General features: G+C 41.8%; 13 protein-coding genes and 1 other annotated feature. Of the genes, 10 read left to right on the plus strand and 3 right to left on the minus strand.

The window, feature by feature from the left end; translation table 11 throughout:
* Positions 1-39: 39 nt before the first annotated feature.
* Together AU377_RS06400 and cynS are read right to left on the minus strand one after the other, a co-directional pair.
* A complete protein-coding gene (locus AU377_RS06400) occupies positions 40-1,257 on the minus strand; it encodes a DUF3221 domain-containing protein (RefSeq protein ID WP_067405848.1) in 1,218 nt (405 codons plus the stop codon).
* 284 nt (positions 1,258-1,541) lie between these two features.
* Positions 1,542-2,003 carry a cyanase gene (gene cynS, locus AU377_RS06405; RefSeq protein ID WP_067405851.1) on the minus strand — a complete coding sequence of 154 codons (462 nt, stop codon included), beginning with the start codon at positions 2,001-2,003 and terminating at the stop codon, positions 1,542-1,544.
* Between the two features lie 189 nt (positions 2,004-2,192).
* On the opposite strand from cynS, the gene AU377_RS06410 reads away from it, so the two are divergent.
* Together AU377_RS06410 and AU377_RS06415 are read left to right on the plus strand one after the other, a co-directional pair.
* Positions 2,193-3,881 carry a methyl-accepting chemotaxis protein gene (locus AU377_RS06410; RefSeq protein ID WP_067405854.1) on the plus strand — a complete coding sequence of 563 codons (1,689 nt, stop codon included), beginning with the start codon at positions 2,193-2,195 and terminating at the stop codon, positions 3,879-3,881.
* A 147-nt stretch (positions 3,882-4,028) separates the two neighbouring features.
* Positions 4,029-5,078 carry a YecA family protein gene (locus AU377_RS06415; protein ID WP_067405857.1) on the plus strand — a complete coding sequence of 350 codons (1,050 nt, stop codon included), beginning with the start codon at positions 4,029-4,031 and terminating at the stop codon, positions 5,076-5,078.
* Positions 5,079-5,213: 135 nt separating this feature from the next.
* Here AU377_RS06415 and AU377_RS06420 read toward each other — a convergent pair whose 3' ends face one another.
* Positions 5,214-5,354, minus strand: coding sequence for a sporulation histidine kinase inhibitor Sda (locus AU377_RS06420; RefSeq protein ID WP_067406113.1), 141 nt, complete (start codon positions 5,352-5,354; stop codon positions 5,214-5,216).
* Between the two features lie 380 nt (positions 5,355-5,734).
* On the opposite strand from AU377_RS06420, the gene argH reads away from it, so the two are divergent.
* From argH to leuB, 8 genes are all read left to right on the plus strand, one after another.
* Complete coding sequence (gene argH, locus AU377_RS06425) at positions 5,735-7,282, plus strand: argininosuccinate lyase (RefSeq protein WP_067405860.1); 1,548 nt, start codon at positions 5,735-5,737, stop codon at positions 7,280-7,282.
* On the plus strand, positions 7,275-8,210 hold the full coding sequence (locus AU377_RS06430) for an N-acetylglucosamine kinase (protein WP_067405863.1): 936 nt from the start codon (positions 7,275-7,277) through the stop codon (positions 8,208-8,210). Before argH ends, AU377_RS06430 begins: the two co-directional genes overlap by 8 nt.
* Positions 8,211-9,111: 901 nt before the next feature.
* Positions 9,112-10,779, plus strand: coding sequence for a dihydroxy-acid dehydratase (gene ilvD / locus AU377_RS06440; RefSeq protein WP_067405869.1), 1,668 nt, complete (start codon positions 9,112-9,114; stop codon positions 10,777-10,779).
* Positions 10,780-10,784: 5 nt separating this feature from the next.
* Positions 10,785-11,030, plus strand: a binding site (T-box leader).
* Positions 11,031-11,159: 129 nt separating this feature from the next.
* Positions 11,160-12,881, plus strand: a complete 1,722-nt coding sequence (gene ilvB / locus AU377_RS06445) for an acetolactate synthase large subunit (protein WP_253724409.1) — start codon at positions 11,160-11,162, stop codon at positions 12,879-12,881.
* Positions 12,878-13,393 carry an acetolactate synthase small subunit gene (ilvN, locus tag AU377_RS06450; RefSeq protein WP_067405870.1) on the plus strand — a complete coding sequence of 172 codons (516 nt, stop codon included), beginning with the start codon at positions 12,878-12,880 and terminating at the stop codon, positions 13,391-13,393. The genes ilvB and ilvN overlap by 4 nt, the downstream gene beginning before the upstream one ends.
* Positions 13,394-13,431: 38 nt before the next feature.
* Positions 13,432-14,466, plus strand: coding sequence for a ketol-acid reductoisomerase (ilvC, locus tag AU377_RS06455; RefSeq protein WP_067405873.1), 1,035 nt, complete (start codon positions 13,432-13,434; stop codon positions 14,464-14,466).
* The gene (locus AU377_RS06460) at positions 14,453-15,994 is read left to right on the plus strand and encodes a 2-isopropylmalate synthase (RefSeq protein ID WP_067405876.1); all 1,542 of its coding nucleotides are present in this window, start codon (positions 14,453-14,455) and stop codon (positions 15,992-15,994) included. Before ilvC ends, AU377_RS06460 begins: the two co-directional genes overlap by 14 nt.
* A 60-nt stretch (positions 15,995-16,054) precedes the next feature.
* On the plus strand, positions 16,055-17,155 hold the full coding sequence (leuB, locus tag AU377_RS06465; RefSeq protein ID WP_067405879.1) for a 3-isopropylmalate dehydrogenase: 1,101 nt from the start codon (positions 16,055-16,057) through the stop codon (positions 17,153-17,155).
* Positions 17,156-17,160: the final 5 nt, after the last annotated feature.

Consider the following 17,160-nt stretch of genomic DNA (forward strand, 5'->3'; position numbering starts at 1 on the left):
CCGGCCGTATAAAGGTCGGGGAATTTGCTTTCCAAATACTTATTCATCCTTAATCATTAAGTTATATTCCCCTTCGTCTTGAACCATCGTTACTTTCCAACTCTTTGCTTGTTCATCGAAATTCATACTTTTAATAGAGGGAACCCAAGTCGATCTAGCTTCAGCCTGCTTAAATGCTTTTTGAGCAACCTGCGATTCGGACAGTTTTGAATTGGCTGGTTTGTATTCTGGTAGAACTTCAACGATCTTTGCAGTTCCGCGACCGGGATAGGAAAATTCAACTGATCCCGCAAATTCGACAAGGACCCGCTGACCAACTTTTACCTTTTTGTTGGCATCTTGAAAAGTGACGTACGCAGCACCGGTAATAAGCATCTCATTTTCCATAACACGAATGACGTAATTCCCTTCTGTGGAAGGTACTTTTGTGAATTTTGTTGAAGGGTAAAGGACATCGGGTTCATCACCGATTGGAACGAGTCTTCCTGTTTGCTCAAACTTAATTTCATAACTTGGAAATTGTTGGCGTAGATCATTTTTTTGCTCTTCTGTTAAGAAGTTATGGTTGATTTCGATGATGCCAGTAATCGTATTGACAGATACGCCCGCGCCGGCTATATTCGGCTTTTCATGGTTATCTGCCATTTTTCGGGTAGTATTGTACACCTCACGCATTAAATCATTATTTTCTTTTTGTGTAAATGAGCTATGGTAAAAATAAATATTTTTTGCTAGTATCTCACCATTATCCACTTGTTTTTGTAAAATCCCAACAAGTTCAATTAGCCGTTCATCCAAATTTTTAATACCAATCCAGAAACCGGATTGCTTGGCACCGTCACTTTTCCATTCTAAAAAATAGACGCCTTCTTTTTCAAAACCTTCATAGCCGCCATAGACTCTTTCCACTGCTTCCACTGCTGCATTCAATTCAATACCTTGAATGGCTAATTTTTCGGCAAGATCAGTAGTTGGTTCCCCAAACATACTATCTTTGAAATCATCGCCTTCCGAAATCTCGGCGGCCTTTTTATCCCGAATCGTTGTATTGTCCGTCGTTTGCTTTAATTCGGCTATGATGCTTCGGTCTTCAATAGTTTTAAGAACATCCCATTGGCTGCCATCCGATCCGGTAATGGTTGCGATCTCAACTTGATGTGTTGGTGTAGAACTATTTTCAAATGCTTCTAATGTACCGCATGCCGAAAGTATCAAGACGAATCCTAAAAATAATAAATTAATCTTTTTCGTAACCATTTTCAACCTCCTATTAAATTTACATACATTGTTGAATTGTTGAACTCACAGAAGTATTTACAGACGGAACTAGCGAAGGCGCCTTTCAAGCGGTAGCCGGAGCGATAAGACAGGTAGTAATCTACTGCCTGGCTTATCGCGGGAGGCATCCGCAAGCGCCGAAGCGTTTCTAGTGGGCATCTTTAAGTCAACTTCATAGGTTAGTAGAGTTAGACGGGCGAAAGTTAATTTTGTTACACTAAATTGAAAAATCCCACAACTGGAAAAGGTTGTGGGATTTGAATTCACCATTTCTTATAAGGCAAAAACTTACCATTCAATGTGACAACGACACGATCGCCAGCTGGATCTTCTTTCTTATCAATATCCATCGTAAAGTCAATCGCGCTCATAATGCCATCTCCGAATTTCTCATGGATCACAGCTTTCATCGTTGTGCCATATACTTGCAAAATTTCATGGAATCGGTATAAGAGTGGGTCGACGGGTATGCTTTCGTCCAATGATCCTTTCATCGGAAATTCCTGCAATGCTTCGGCAATTGATGGATCAAGCTCCAAAAATTCGATTAGAGCATGCGTTTCTTCAGCATTCATTGCCGCTTGTCCCATAATCGCAGAAGCAACCCAAACAGGATGGCGCCCGACAACTTCAGCAATATCATCAAATGTCAGACCTTTGTCCCTTTTAGAAAGTAAAATAGCCTCAGTTGCGGTTTCTCTCGTGTATCTTTCCTTTTTAGTCAAAATAATCCAACTCCTTTCATGTATTACATACAATATAGCATTTCTCGATTTGGACTTTGTTAAATACATGTGAAGCTTCTACGTCAAATTCCAAAACTAACAACTTTCTTCCTAGCGAAACACTTTATAAATGAATAAAAGGGCCGATATAAAGACTACAACAGTATAAATAGCGGAGGTTAGTTGTGGATGTTGAATTTTAAAAGTATTAAAAGCAAGCTGCTTTTCGCTTTTTCAATCGTAATCGTCCTTGTACTCGCTTTTGGCGTGTACAATATTTTGGTCGTTATGAAAAGCAATCAAGCAGCCAAAAATATTATGGAGGAAGAACTACCCTTGGTAATTGCCAATGATGAAATGTCTTTTGCGATGGCAAGGCGGATGGCATCAGTAAGGGGCTATCTTTTATTTGAGGGAGACCCGGAATATAAAGAGAGTTTTGCTAGGTTTACAGAGGAAGGAAAGCGACTTGAAGACAAGATTAGATCGATTAGATCTACGCAAGAATTTGAAGAGATCATTGCTCGAACGGTTGCTTGGCGAACGTCGATGGAAGAGGGCGTTTTTCAGGAGTATGACAGAGGGAACGTTGAGCTTGCGCTTTCCAATTTAGATGCCGCTACCGATGAAGTAAACGCTATTATGGATGGTTACGCAAAAATGGCGCAAGATAGTCAAAATCATATTAATGAAATTGAACAAGGAATCGTGTCCGCTGGCGAGATGACGCTTCGGATTATACTAATTGTAACGGTATTGGTTGTTCTCGTTAGCATAGCTGCTGCTTTATTCACCGCAAATATCATTACAAAACCGATTAAGGCCGTCATGGATCGAATGGTTATGATCGCAAATGGTGATCTAAGCGGTAAAAACCTTGAGATAAATTCAAAAGATGAAGTGGGACAACTCGTTCAAGCAACGAATCAAATGAGTGCAAGTACCCGTCAATTACTGCAGGACATCAACGTTGTCTCGGAATCTGTCACGAGTCAAAGTGAAGAGTTCACACAATCCGCATCAGAAGTGAAGGCGGCAACGTATCAAATTGCGACAACCATGTATGACTTGGCAAGTGGCTCGGAATCACAAGCAACCCATGCAAGTGAATTATCATCGATGATGGAAGGGTTTGTGCAAAAAGTAGAGGCAGCCAATGAGAAAGGCCAAGACATTCAAAATGCCTCAGAAGAAGTGCTTAAAATGACAGACGAGGGAAGTCATTTAATGGAAGCATCTACTGAACAAATGCGCAGAATCGATGAGATTGTTCAAGAGGCTGTGCAAAAAATTCAAGGATTGGATTCGCAGGCGCAGGAAATATCTGAACTCGTCAATGTCATTAAAGGCATTGCAGATCAAACGAATTTACTCGCTTTAAACGCTGCGATCGAGGCAGCAAGAGCAGGGGAGCACGGCAAGGGCTTTGCGGTTGTAGCAGAAGAAGTGAAAAAGCTCGCAGAAGGCGTGGCAAGTTCGGTCAGTGACATTACGGGTATTGTCGGTCGTATTCAGCATGAGTCTAGCTCAGTCGCCTCTTCGCTTCAAAATGGTTATGAAGAAGTGGAAAAAGGAACGGAGCAAATTCAAATTACGAATGAAACATTCGAACACATTCATCAAGCAGTATCAAGCACGGTTGGGCATATTCATGTGATCTCGGAAAACTTGGCAGATATTGTAACAAACAGTGAGGAAATGAATAGTTCAATCCAAGAAATTGCGGCCATTACAGAAGAGTCAGCAGCTGGTGTCGAGCAGACTTCTGCCTCCGCTCAGGAAACGAGCAGTTCAATGGAAGAAGTTGCTGGAAATTCAGTGGAGTTGGCGAAACTGGCTGAAGAATTAAACAACCAGGTACAAAAATTCAGATTGTAAGTACTGGATATCGTAAAATATGTAAAATGATCCTCCTAACCTAGTAAAAAAGGTGGGAGGATTTTTTCGTTTTGCCGCTAGCCAGCGGGAGATCCGACAGAAATTCTAAATCTCTGGTATACTTAAGAAAAAAGGAAGTGTGCCCAAATGATTGGTCGAAATGATCCTTGCCCATGTGGGAGCACAAAGAAATATAAAAGATGTTGTGCGCTTAAAAAGGAAGTAACGAAAGATCAGCTAATAGACGAAGAACTTGAGCGAGTATTGCAAAGTTATTACGAAAGCGTCGTTCGCCAGCCAAGGGAATTGGCGGAATTAAATCGATATGAAAGGGAATGGGTTGAAAAGCTTGGCGATCAAGTTAGCCGTTCAGAGATTGAACAATCGGTGATCGAATATTATATGTTCATCGCCAGACAAGACTTGTGGAAAAGACATGTTTTAAAAATGTTGGATCAGCCAATGCGTCCCATGACCCGCCAAGTACTACAAACTTGGAAAAATCCGGTTGTATTGCTAGGCAAAATAACAGCGATTGAACAGGATTACTTTGTAGTGGAAGAATCACTTGGATCTGAAACATATTGGATTCAGATGAAGCAAGGGATGGATGTACAAAAAGATTTCCTTGTTTTCGGTATCGTACTGCCAAATAACCGCGAGTGGGAAAAAGGTGTCCGCTTATTAGATACGTTAACCTTTATTCGTGATCCTCAAGGAAAAATTATGGATCAGGTTGATAAAATGGCATCGTCCAGTGGAGATACAAAAGGCTATGAGTTTTTCAAAAAACATCTTGTCGATATACATAGAGCGATTATCGATTTGAAGGCAAATGCTTTAGATGAGTTAATGACTGGCGGTGATGAACCGAAGCAGCAAGAAGTATTTACTCTTTTGAAACAAGCCTTAGAACGACATGACATGCTTGAACAGCATATGGAATTGCTGCGTATGATTGCCGTACTTTATTTCTTGAGAGAAAAGCCAGTCTTTCGGAAGCCAGAGATCATTGCAGCTGCACTTTTCAAAGTGGCTTATGATGGCTTCTTGGTTGAAAACTTTACTTATACACAAGCAGAGCTTGCCAAAATGTTTAATGTATCGGCTAGTTCTATGATGAGGCACGTTGATCGAATCTATGATGTGGTAGGAGAATATACAATTGATATGAAAGGTCCTGCTGTGCCGGTCTGAAGTTTATAGTTTGTAAAACAGGAGTTGCGAAAAGCTATTTTATGCTTGCCGCAACTCCATTTTTTTTGCCTTGAACTAGGTTGAAAGTGGCAAGGGATTCCCCCGCTCAATTTAATGGCTTGGGGGAGAATGGGATTAAGAAGATTGCTTGATCTTGAAATATAAAGATCTCGTATTCAGTTCGTGTTTCAGAAGATCAATGAATTGGGGATTTAATTTTAGTGCAAGTGCTTTGTAATAAGTTTGAAGTAATAGTTCATCGGATAATTTTTTCAATTTATCCATCACCTCCATGTGAAAAATTCATGTATATAATGAAAGTTAAGATCATAGAGTGGTAAGTATCGTTGCTGTATATCCAATCTATCAAATAAAAACATTTGGAACAACCGTTCCTTTATCCACAGAGAGAAGTGGATAACTTGTGGTTAACTTGTTTGTATTCTAGTAGATCGTTATCTTATAAACGGTAGTTTGTGAATAAACTTATCCACAGACGCTGTGAAATGCGGATTTTGTCGAAAGGTTTTTCAGCTTTTTGGTTAGAATCGAGGAGTAAACGAGGAATAACACTCAGTTTTTTGTGTAAAACGAAAAGTTGAATCTAAATGTTACTGAATGCAGGTAAGCATTCGGGATTGAAAGGTGTGTGCAACATGCTAAGAAAATTAACAGAACGAATAAATGAAATGGAAGGGAAAGAGTTTCCTTCAAAAACATACCGGCGAATGGTCTTACAACCTGCTTATGATGAAGCAAAGAAATATTTTTTGACTGCTATGGTGCAAATTCATGTCGCCCATTTGAAAATGCTTGAAGAGCGGGGCATTGTGAAGAAATCTGATGCAAGGACTATTGGCAAAGCGCTGGCTGTATTGGATGTAGATTACTATAGTACGGATCCATATAATCCGCTCTTTGAGGATTTGTTTTTTCGGATTGAACATGATTTGATAGGACAGGTTGGTGAAGTTGCAGGTAATTTGCACATTGCAAGAAGCCGGAATGATATGGGGATTGCGATTTATAGGATGACACTTCGAAAGAAGCTGCTTGAATTAATGAGCGAAATGATTGCGCTGAAGGATGCGTTAATCATCTTTTGTGAGGAGCATATTGACACCGTCATGATTGGCTATACACATACCCAGCAAGCACAGCCAACAACATTGGCGCATTATTTAAAAGCTGTTATTGACCAGCTTGGGCGTGATTTTAAACGCGTTCAAGCGGCATTTGCGACAGTGAATCGCAGCAGTATGGGCGCTGCTGCCTTAACGACATCTGGATTTGCCATTAGCCGAGAGCGAATGCGGGATCTTCTCGCTTTTGATGAAGTGATCGAAAATTCATGGGATGCTGTCGCAGGGGCCGATTATATTACAGAAGCAGCTAGTGCTGTTCAATTAGCTGCACTCAATATGGGGCGAACTGTACAGGACTTGTTAATATGGGCTACGCAGGAGTTTAACGTTTTTACATTAGCCAGTCCATACGTTCAAATTAGTTCAATTATGCCGCAAAAACGCAATCCGGTTTCGATTGAACATATGCGCTCATTATTATCTGCTGTTGTGGGGGACGCAAACACTGTACTAACGATGGTTCACAATACGCCTTTTGGCGATATTGTTGATACAGAAGATGATATGCAGCCGTTTTTATGGAAAGCGATTGACCGACTCATTGGCATTTATCAACTGTTTGGCAGTGTCGTCTTAACGATGAAGGTGAATAAAGACCAATTGCGAAAACGTGCCGAAAAAAGCTTTGCAACTGTGACGGAATTGGCAGATACACTCGTCCGGACGGAAAAAGCATCTTTCAGACAAGCGCATCAAATGGTTAGTCAGTGTGTTCAGCAATTGATGGAGACGGACCAAGCATCGATTCAGGGGCTTACTTGGGAAGCAGTCAATCAAGAGTCTTTAAAAATATTACATAGAAAATTAACGATTTCAAAAGAAGATTTTCAAAAAGCGCTTAATCCGGTGCATTTTATTGCGGTTCGGAATGTTCTTGGCGGTCCAAATGAAGAGGTGATGAAAGAGTCTCTTCTTCGTTCAAAAGAAATGGCTAAAGAGTCCATGCAATGGTTAAACGAAAAAGAACACTCAATGATCATGGCGGAAAAATTACTAACGTCATTTGTGACGGATTGGCGCAATGATCACGATGGGAATGGAAGTGGTGGAAATGCCTAAAATTATGTTGGCTGTCGATGGGGGAGCGACCAAAACAATCGTATCCATCCGTTCAGAAGATGGAACGATTCTCTATACGGGTTACGGTGAGGGGGTCAATTATCAAACAGTTGGGGCCGATCAAGTCATATCTGTATTACAAAAATTACTGATAGAAGCCAAGCCTGTATTGACTGCACTGCCTGTAGAACTAGCGGTTTTTGCACTTGCCGGGATCGATTCTGACGTCGATCGATCGGTTGTTTCTAACATCATTGTTCAAGTATGCAATAATATAAATTTCTCCCCAAACAAACTCATCGTGGAGAATGATGCTTTTGCAACGCTTCTAGGGGCAGTTGAACAAGAGCCAGGTGCTCTACTCATATCCGGAACGGGTTCGATCGCTGTCGCGAGGAATGGAAAAGGCAAAATGGTTCGTGTTGGCGGCTGGGGTCATTTAGTAGGTGATGAAGGCAGTGGTTATTGGATTGGACGAGAGATTATTCGCAGTATCGCTCGGATGGAAGACGGAAGGGGTCCGGAAACTATGCTTCGTCAAGAAGCCTTGCAACTCACTCAATTACCTTCCGTGGAAGCACTAGCCAACTCGTTGTATAGCACTCATTTTGCTGTAAGTACAATTGCTCAGCTTTCCATGATTTTGGATGCGGCTGTAAAATCGGCTGATGTAGAGGCGAATCGTATTTTAAAGGAAGCATTAGCAGAACTATCATTATTAGTAGCTGCCGTTATTAGAAAAAGTGAACTGCAAGACATCCCATGTAAACTTTATTTAATGGGCGGGGCGGTTACCAATTCAGCCTTACTTTTGATGGGAATAAAAAAATATGTAACAGAAAATTTTCCTTGCTGTAAGGTGAGGATCTCTCAACAGTTACCGATTGATTATATCGTGAAGTACGGATTTGGCTTGATTAATAAGTGATGAATCTAGTAATTGGTGATAACAGCGAGTGAATAATTTTATTTATTTAACAGACATTATCGTCTGAAGCATTATAATTTCGGTAAGTATTGGTAAGTTTAGAAAGCGATTGTAACAGAAGGAGAATATTGCTAGTATATAGAAGGTCATTCATTTGATGTGGTCATAGATTTACACTTCGAACAAAGGCAATACGCGTTTCACGGGAGGCTTTTTTAAAATAATGTTTTTTTTACATAAAAAATATGACAAATTAATCGCAGAGACTGCGACTGCTGCACTTGTTGCAACTGCAATTGTTCCTGCGGCAGAGGCATCATCTTCTTTTGCAGATGTTATTAAAAATTACAAGGACATAGTTGATTATCTTAACAAATGGGACTGCAAAAAGGACAAGCAACATAACGATCGGAATAGGTCCTTTCATTAAATGCGATAAATTAGAAAGCCGAACGGAATTCATCCGTTCGGCTTTTTGGTGGTCTGCGATGAAATATGGGCGGTTAGCCACCATTTATTGGCGTGATAGATAGAAGATGCATACAAACCTACCCCAAGGCATAGCCTTTCATGTGTATCGAAATTAAACCCAATCTCCACCCGATGAAAGAGTCTATAAAACATTTCTAAAACATTTTTAAAATGTGAACAAATTGTGACATATGCAATATATCGCGGGTTTGCGCTATTTGTCGCAATTTGTAAGCGTATACAGAGATAATCACTTTTTTTAATTGAGTAACAATTATAAAAAGACTGTTGACTCAACTAATTATCCGCGTTATGATGACATCAATCCAAATGAAGGATACAGACGTTTCACAGAATACGTATTGTTACTATACTCTATAAACTTAGAAAAAGTGAACGACGTGTGAGTGAGTTGTTAGGAGAGAATGCTATGAGAAGTGACATGATTAAAAAAGGCGTGGACCGAGCACCACACCGAAGTTTACTTTATGCAACAGGCGTGAAGACAAGGGATCTAGATAAACCATTTATTGGCGTCTGTAACTCTTATATCGATATCATTCCAGGGCATAAACACTTGAACAAATTTGCTGAAATTGTAAAAGAAGCAATTTGGGAAGCGGGTGGAGTTCCATTTGAATTCAATACCATTGGTGTTGATGATGGAATTGCGATGGGGCATATCGGTATGCGCTATTCATTGCCAAGCCGCGAGCTCATTGCGGATTCAGCAGAAACAGTCATTAACGCACACTGGTTTGACGGTGTGTTCTATATACCAAACTGTGACAAAATTACACCAGGCATGCTAATGGCGGCAGTTCGTACAAATGTACCTTCCATTTTCGTTTCAGGTGGTCCGATGGAAGCAGGCGTTTCCTCAGAAGGGAAAACACTTTCGCTTACTTCAGTATTTGAAGGTGTCGGTGCCTATAAATCAGGTAAAATGACAGCTGAAGAACTACTAGACATTGAAAACAATGCATGCCCAACATGTGGATCTTGTTCGGGAATGTTCACTGCAAACTCCATGAACTGCTTAATGGAAATGTTAGGTGTTACAATTCCAGGAAACGGTACAATCGTTGCTACTTCTGACGAGCGTCACAAGCTCATTAAAGAAGCTGCCAAGCAATTGGTTCGTATGGTGAAAGAAGATGTGAAACCACGTGATATCGTTACAAAAGAAGCAATTGACGATGCATTTGCATTAGACATGGCAATGGGTGGTTCAACGAACACAGTTTTACATACGCTTGCGATTGCGCACGAAGCAGGAATTGACTATAAAGTTGAAGATATTAACACTGTAGCGGAGCGTGTTCCGTATTTAGCGAAAATTATGCCAGCATCAGATGTCTCAATGGATGATATTTTTAAAGCTGGCGGCGTAAGCTCTATTATTAATGAACTAACAAAAATTCCAGGTGCTGTTCATCCAGATCGAATTACCGTAACAGGTAAAACAATTGGTGAAGACGTTCAAGATTATCCGATTCTCGATGAAGAAATCATTCGTACGAAAGAGAATCCACATAGTCCAGTCGGCGGATTATCCGTATTGTTCGGAAATATCGCACCAGAAGGCGGAGTCATTAAGGTAGGTGCGGTAGATCCTTCCATTAAAGAATTCCGGGGCGAAGCGATTGTCTTTAATTCGCAGGAAGATGCACAAGAAAACATTGACAATGGAACAGTCCGAGAAGGGCACGTCGTGGTCATTCGTTATGAAGGGCCTAAAGGTGGACCGGGAATGCCAGAAATGCTTGCGCCTACATCCGCGATTCAAGGAAGAGGATTAGGAACAAAAGTAGCATTAATCACAGATGGACGCTTCTCAGGGGCATCCCGAGGAATTTCCATTGGGCATATTTCGCCAGAAGCAGCAGATGGCGGACCGATTGCACTTGTTGAAGATGGAGATATTATTTCAATCGACTTAACAAATCGGACAATTGAATTGGAAGTAAGCGATCAAGAATTAGCAGATCGTCAAGAAAAGCTTCAACCGTTCGAACCGAAAATTAAAAAAGGTTGGCTCGCCCGTTATTCTGCACTTGTTACTTCAGCAAGTACAGGTGGCGTCATGAAAATATAATAAACAAGAAATCGTTGATGAGGTTAAAGTAAATAGAAACTTGTATTTCCAGAGAATCGGTCATGGTGGAAGCCGATAATACAACTATTTACGACATCCCCTCGGAGAGGATTACTAAAAGGGCAACCGATTAGGTAATCCCGGGCATTGCAGTAGCCGTGCTCGTTAGCAGTGAATAGATGATCTATTCAAGAGGCAGCAATTTGCTGCGAATCAGGGTGGTACCATGGAAAAGCTTTTTCATCCCTATGCGAGGAAGTGTTAGGTTTCTTTGCGTTGGATGGAAAAGCTTTTCTTTTTATTTTAAATTGATTAATTATTCACAGAAAAACAAGGAGGAATTAGTTATGAGTGCTCAGGTTCAAGCGAAGCAAGCGACGATGCCGCCGATGCCGATGGACGAACAAATGACAACACAACCGAAAGATGGGTCGGCTGTACTCATTCAGGCGTTGAAGGATCAAGGTGTCGACGTTATTTTCGGATACCCTGGAGGAGCGGTCTTGCCAATTTACGATGCCCTTTACAAAAATCCGATTTCACACGTACTTGCACGTCATGAACAAGGCGCTATTCATGCGGCTGAAGGTTATGCACGCGTGTCTGGGAAACCTGGAGTTGTCATCGCAACTTCTGGACCGGGCGCAACGAACCTCGTAACGGGAATTACGGATGCAATGATGGATTCACTTCCGCTTGTTGTGTTTACTGGCCAAGTTGCCAATACGGTAATCGGAACAGATGCATTCCAGGAAGCAGATATCATCGGCATTACACAACCGATTACAAAACATAATTACCAAGTGAACGATATCGCAGATCTGCCCCGTATCATTAAAGAGGCATTTCATATCGCATCAACTGGACGCCGAGGACCTGTCGTTGTCGATATTCCAAAGAACATTGCATCAGAAATGTTCGTTGAAGTAGAAGCGTCCGATCAAGAAGTAAATTTACCGGGGTATCAACCAACAACGATTCCGAATTTCTTACAAATACAAAAAGCAGTGCGAGCGATTGCGGCAGCAGAAAAGCCGTTGATCCTTGCGGGTGCGGGTATCTTGCACGCCCAAGCGATGGATGAATTAAAAGAGTTTGTTGAAAGACACCAAATTCCAGTAACAAATACATTACTAGGACTTGGCAGTATCCACGGTGAACATGAGCTATTCCTTGGAATGGCCGGGATGCACGGTACGGTAACATCTAATATGGCTTTAAGCGAATGTGATGTACTTGTTAACATCGGGGCCCGTTTTGATGACCGTTTAACAGGGAATTTAGAAACATTTGCACCGAATGCAACCGTTATTCATATCGATATTGACCCAGCCGAAATCGGGAAAAACGTCCCAACAGAAGTGCCGATTGTAGCGGATGCAAAAGAAGCATTGGGTGCATTGCTTACACATCAAGTAGAGTCCCCGAACACAAAACAATGGTTGAACTACTTAAGGGAATTGCAGGATAAATTCCCACTTTGGTACAACGAAGATGAAAATGAATTACTTCCGCAACAGGCGCTTGAAATTATTCATCGTGTTACAAAGGGAGATGCCATTGTCTCAACAGACGTTGGTCAACATCAAATGTGGACGGCTCAATATTATAAGTTGAATAACCCAGATCATTGGGTAACATCAGGCGGACTTGGAACGATGGGCTTCGGCTTCCCAGCTGCAATCGGTGCACAAATTGCGAAGCCGGACAAAACAGTCATTGCGGTTGTCGGAGACGCAGGTTTCCAAATGACTGCACAGGAATTATCATTGCTGCAAGAAATGCATATTCCCGTTAAAGTTGTCATTTTAAACAACGAAGCACTTGGAATGGTTCGCCAGTGGCAAGAAACGTTTTACGAAGAGCGCTACTCACAATCGTTAATTCCGGTACAACCAGATTTCGTTAAGCTGGCAGAAGCATATGACATCAAAGGTTATCGGATCAAGACATTTGAAGAAGCGGAAACAATCTTTGAAGAAGCTCTCCTATCCGACGAACCGGTATTAATTGACTGCCGCGTGAAACGTCAAGAAAACGTCTATCCAATGGTAGCGCCAGGAAAAGGATTAAATGAAATGATTGGGGTGAGCCGAAAATGAAACGAGTAATCACAGTAACTGTTATCAATCAAAGTGGTGTATTAAATCGAGTAACCGGCTTACTCATGAAAAGACAATTTAATATCGAAAGCATTACGGTCGGCCATACCGAGCAACCTGGTATATCCAAAATGACATTCATCGTCAATGTTGAAGATGAACAAAAAGTCGAGCAGCTGATCAAACAAGTGTCCAAACAAATTGACGTACTGAAAGTGAATGACATAACTGATAAATCGATTGTCATGAGAGAACTCGCGCTTGTGAAAGTCGTTTCACCACCAAGTGTTCGAAGCGAAATGAACAGCATCATTGAGCCATTCCGTGCGAGAATCCTTGACTCAAGCAAAAATGTTGTGACCTATCAAGTCGTTGGGCATCCAGATAAAATTGAAGCATTCATTGAATTACTCAAGCCATATGGCATTAAAGAATTGACACGAACAGGTGCTACGGCAAGCGTTCGTGACATGCAAAAATTGCCGACAACCCAGTTATCCATTTTAAAATAATAGATAAAAAATAACACACACTATTGGAGGAATTTACAATGACAAAAATGTACTATAACCAAGATATCAATGAAGCAGTTCTACAGGATAAAAAAATCGCAATCGTTGGATACGGTTCACAAGGTCATGCGCACGCGCAAAACTTGAAAGACTCAGGTTTTGACGTTGTTGTAGGTGTTCGCGAAGGAAGATCTTTTGATCAAGCGAAGCAAGATGGTCTTGCAGTAAAAACAGTTCGTGAAGCGGCTGAAGAAGCAGATATCATCATGATCTTACTTCCAGACGAAAGACAGAAACAAGTTTATGACGAAGAGATTGCGCCAGCTCTTAAAGCGGGTAAATCACTTGTATTCGCACACGGATTCAACGTTCACTTTGATCAAATCAATCCACCGGCAGATGTCGATGTGTTCCTAGTTGCACCAAAAGGACCAGGTCATCTTGTTCGCAGAACATACGAAGCAGGCGCAGGTGTACCAGCATTGTTCGCAATTTATCAAGACGCATCTGGCCAAGCGAAAGACGTTGCACTTGCATACGCAAAAGGAATTGGCTCAGCACGCGGCGGTGTTCTTGAAACAACATTTGAAGAAGAAACAGTTACGGATCTATTCGGAGAGCAAGCAGTACTTTGCGGCGGTTTGACTGCACTTGTAAAAGCAGGCTTCGAAACGTTAGTGGAAGCAGGTTACCAGCCTGAACTTGCATACTTCGAAACATTGCACGAAGTTAAATTGATCGTTGACTTGATGTACGAAGGCGGAATGGCAGGTATGCGTTATTCTGTTTCCGATACAGCAGAGTGGGGCGACTTCGTTTCTGGTCCACGTGTCATTGATGCAGATACGAAAGCACGTATGAAAGATATCCTAACAGATATCCAAGAAGGTAAATTTGCTCGTGAGTGGATTGCAGAAAACGAAAATGGACGTCCAAACTTCAACGCAATTGAAAAAGCAGAGGCTGAGCATCAAATTGAAAAAGTTGGTCAAAAGCTCCGTGCGATGATGCCGTTCGTGAAGGAAGGAGCAAAATCCAAAGAGGAAGAAGTGGTAGCGAGTGCGCAAAATTGACATATTCGATACGACGTTAAGGGACGGCGAACAATCCGCTGGGATTAACTTAAATACAGCTGAAAAAATCGAAATTGCACGGCAACTTGAAAAGTTCGGTGCAGCGGTGATCGAAGCAGGATTTCCTGCTTCCTCGCCGGGCGATTTCGAAGCTGTACAACGTATCGCAAATTTGGTAAAGAATTCTACAGTCACAGGACTTTCAAGAGCGATGAAAAGTGATATTGATGCAGCATGGGAAGCGCTTCGTGGTGCAGAACAGCCGCATATCCATGTATTTCTAGCAACTTCTCCGATTCATATGGAATATAAGTTGATGAAAACACCAGATCAAGTCGTCGACATTGCCGTTGAAGCTGTAAAATACGCCAAAAAGTTCTTTCCGCTTGTACAATGGTCAGCAGAAGACGCGTTTCGCTCAGATCGTGAATTTCTCGTTCGTATTATTAATCAAGTTATTGCAGCAGGTGCGACGACGATTAATATTCCTGACACAGTTGGTTATGCAACCCCGGCAGAATACGGTGCGCTGTTTAAATTTTTGAAAGAAAATGTAACAGGCATTGAGAAGGTCAAACTTTCAGCGCATTGTCACGATGATTTAGGGATGGCGGTTGCCAACTCCATCGCGGCGATTGAAAACGGCGCTGATCAAGTAGAGGGAACAATCAACGGGATCGGGGAACGGGCAGGAAATGCGGCACTGGAAGAAATTGCAGTCGCTTTGCATATTAGAAAAGATTTCTATGGCCTAGAAACAGGCATCAATTTAAAGGAAATAAAACGAACAAGTCAGCTTGTCAGTCAGTTAACGGGCGTTGTCATCCAGCCGAATAAAGCAGTCGTTGGAAAAAATGCATTTGCTCACGAATCTGGTATTCACCAGGATGGCATGCTGAAAAATCCTGAAACGTATGAAATTATTACGCCGGAACTTATTGGCGATAAAGCAGCACCGCTTGCTTTAGGAAAACACTCTGGACGTCATGCATTTAGAGACCGTGCGATTACAATGGGCTTTGACTTAGAAGATGAGAAACTAAACAAAGCATTTTCGGAATTTAAAAAGCTAGCGGATCGGAAAAAGGAAATTACGGAAGAAGATCTATTCGTTTTATTTACCGATCAGCAGATTAAATATAAAGAAACGCCAGTCTATGAATTAACGAATGTGCAAGTACAATATGGCACGGCGAATATTCCGACAGCGACAGTAACAGCTGTCTTGCCAAATGGCGAAACAACTTCAGTTGCTTCAACAGGTGCAGGTTCAGTAGAAGCGATCTTTAATACACTTGAACAGCTTGTACAAGGAAAAGTGCATATTCTGGACTATCGTGTAACGTCCATCGGCAAAGGGCGGGATGCGCTAGGAGAAGCGGTCGTGAATTTGAGCATCGATGGGGAAGTATCCATTGGCCGTGACGTTGCGCAAGACGTATTAGAAGCCTCGGCGAAAGCGTATTTAAATGCCATTAACAGACATTTAATGAAAATAGCTATTAAAGAAAAAAGAACAGTCAGTTAAACTACTGATAAGAGACGGAATATTCCGTCTAATGAAACTAAAACAAGGAGGAGAAGTTCTATGGAAAAGAGAGTAGCGGTATTACCAGGTGACGGCATTGGGCCGGAAGTAACTGCAGCAGCAGTAAGGGTGTTGGAAGTAATTGCACGTCGCTTCAATCATACATTTCATATAGAATTCGGTGCGATCGGCGGCGAAGCAATTGATAAATTCAACGACCCACTGCCAGAAGATACAATTAAGCTTTGTGAAGAGAGTGATGCCGTACTTCTCGGTGCAGTCGGAGGACCAAAATGGGATCAAAATCCTTCAGCGTTAAGACCAGAAAAAGGACTCCTTGCGATTCGGAAAAAGTTTGACCTATTCGCAAACTTGCGTCCTGTAGCGGCGGTTCCGGCTTTGCTCCATGCTTCTCCTCTAAAAGAAGAAGTTGCAAAAGAAGTTGACATGATGATTGTCCGTGAGTTAACAAGCGGTTTGTACTTCGGTCAACCGAGCCGCCGTACAGAAAAATCGGCTGTCGATTCCCTTGTCTATACAAGAGAGGAAATTGAACGCATTGTTGACAAAGCGTTTGAGCTGGCACGTTTACGTAAAGGGAAAGTAACATCTGTGGATAAAGCAAACGTATTGGAATCGAGTAAGCTTTGGCGTGAAATCGTTGAGGAAAAGAAAAAAGAATATCCGGATATTGAAGTGGAACATGCGCTCGTTGACTCCTGTGCAATGAAACTCATCACAAACCCAGGTGCATATGACGTCATTGTCACTGAAAATATGTTTGGAGATATTCTAAGCGATGAAGCTTCTGTTATTACAGGTTCACTTGGCGTTATGCCCTCAGCAAGTGTACGTTCTGATGGATTTGGACTATACGAACCCGTTCACGGTTCTGCCCCTGAAATCGCGGGACTCGGTCTAGCAAATCCGGCTGCTGCAATATTATCGGCTGCTATGATGTTAAAATATTCATTTGGAATGGAAACGGAAGCAGCAGAAATTGAAAGAGCAGTGAACGCGGTATTTGAAGAAGGCAGCTTCACAGCAGATCTTGCGGGGCCAGGTCAACGTGTATTATCGACAAAGGAATGGACAGATACAGTAATCAATGAACTTGATGTACAATCCGTTTCGGATAGCATTATGTTGTCGTACGTATAATCGAA

Source organism: Sporosarcina sp. HYO08 (genome assembly GCF_001563475.1).
Lineage (GTDB): Bacteria > Bacillota > Bacilli > Bacillales_A > Planococcaceae > Sporosarcina.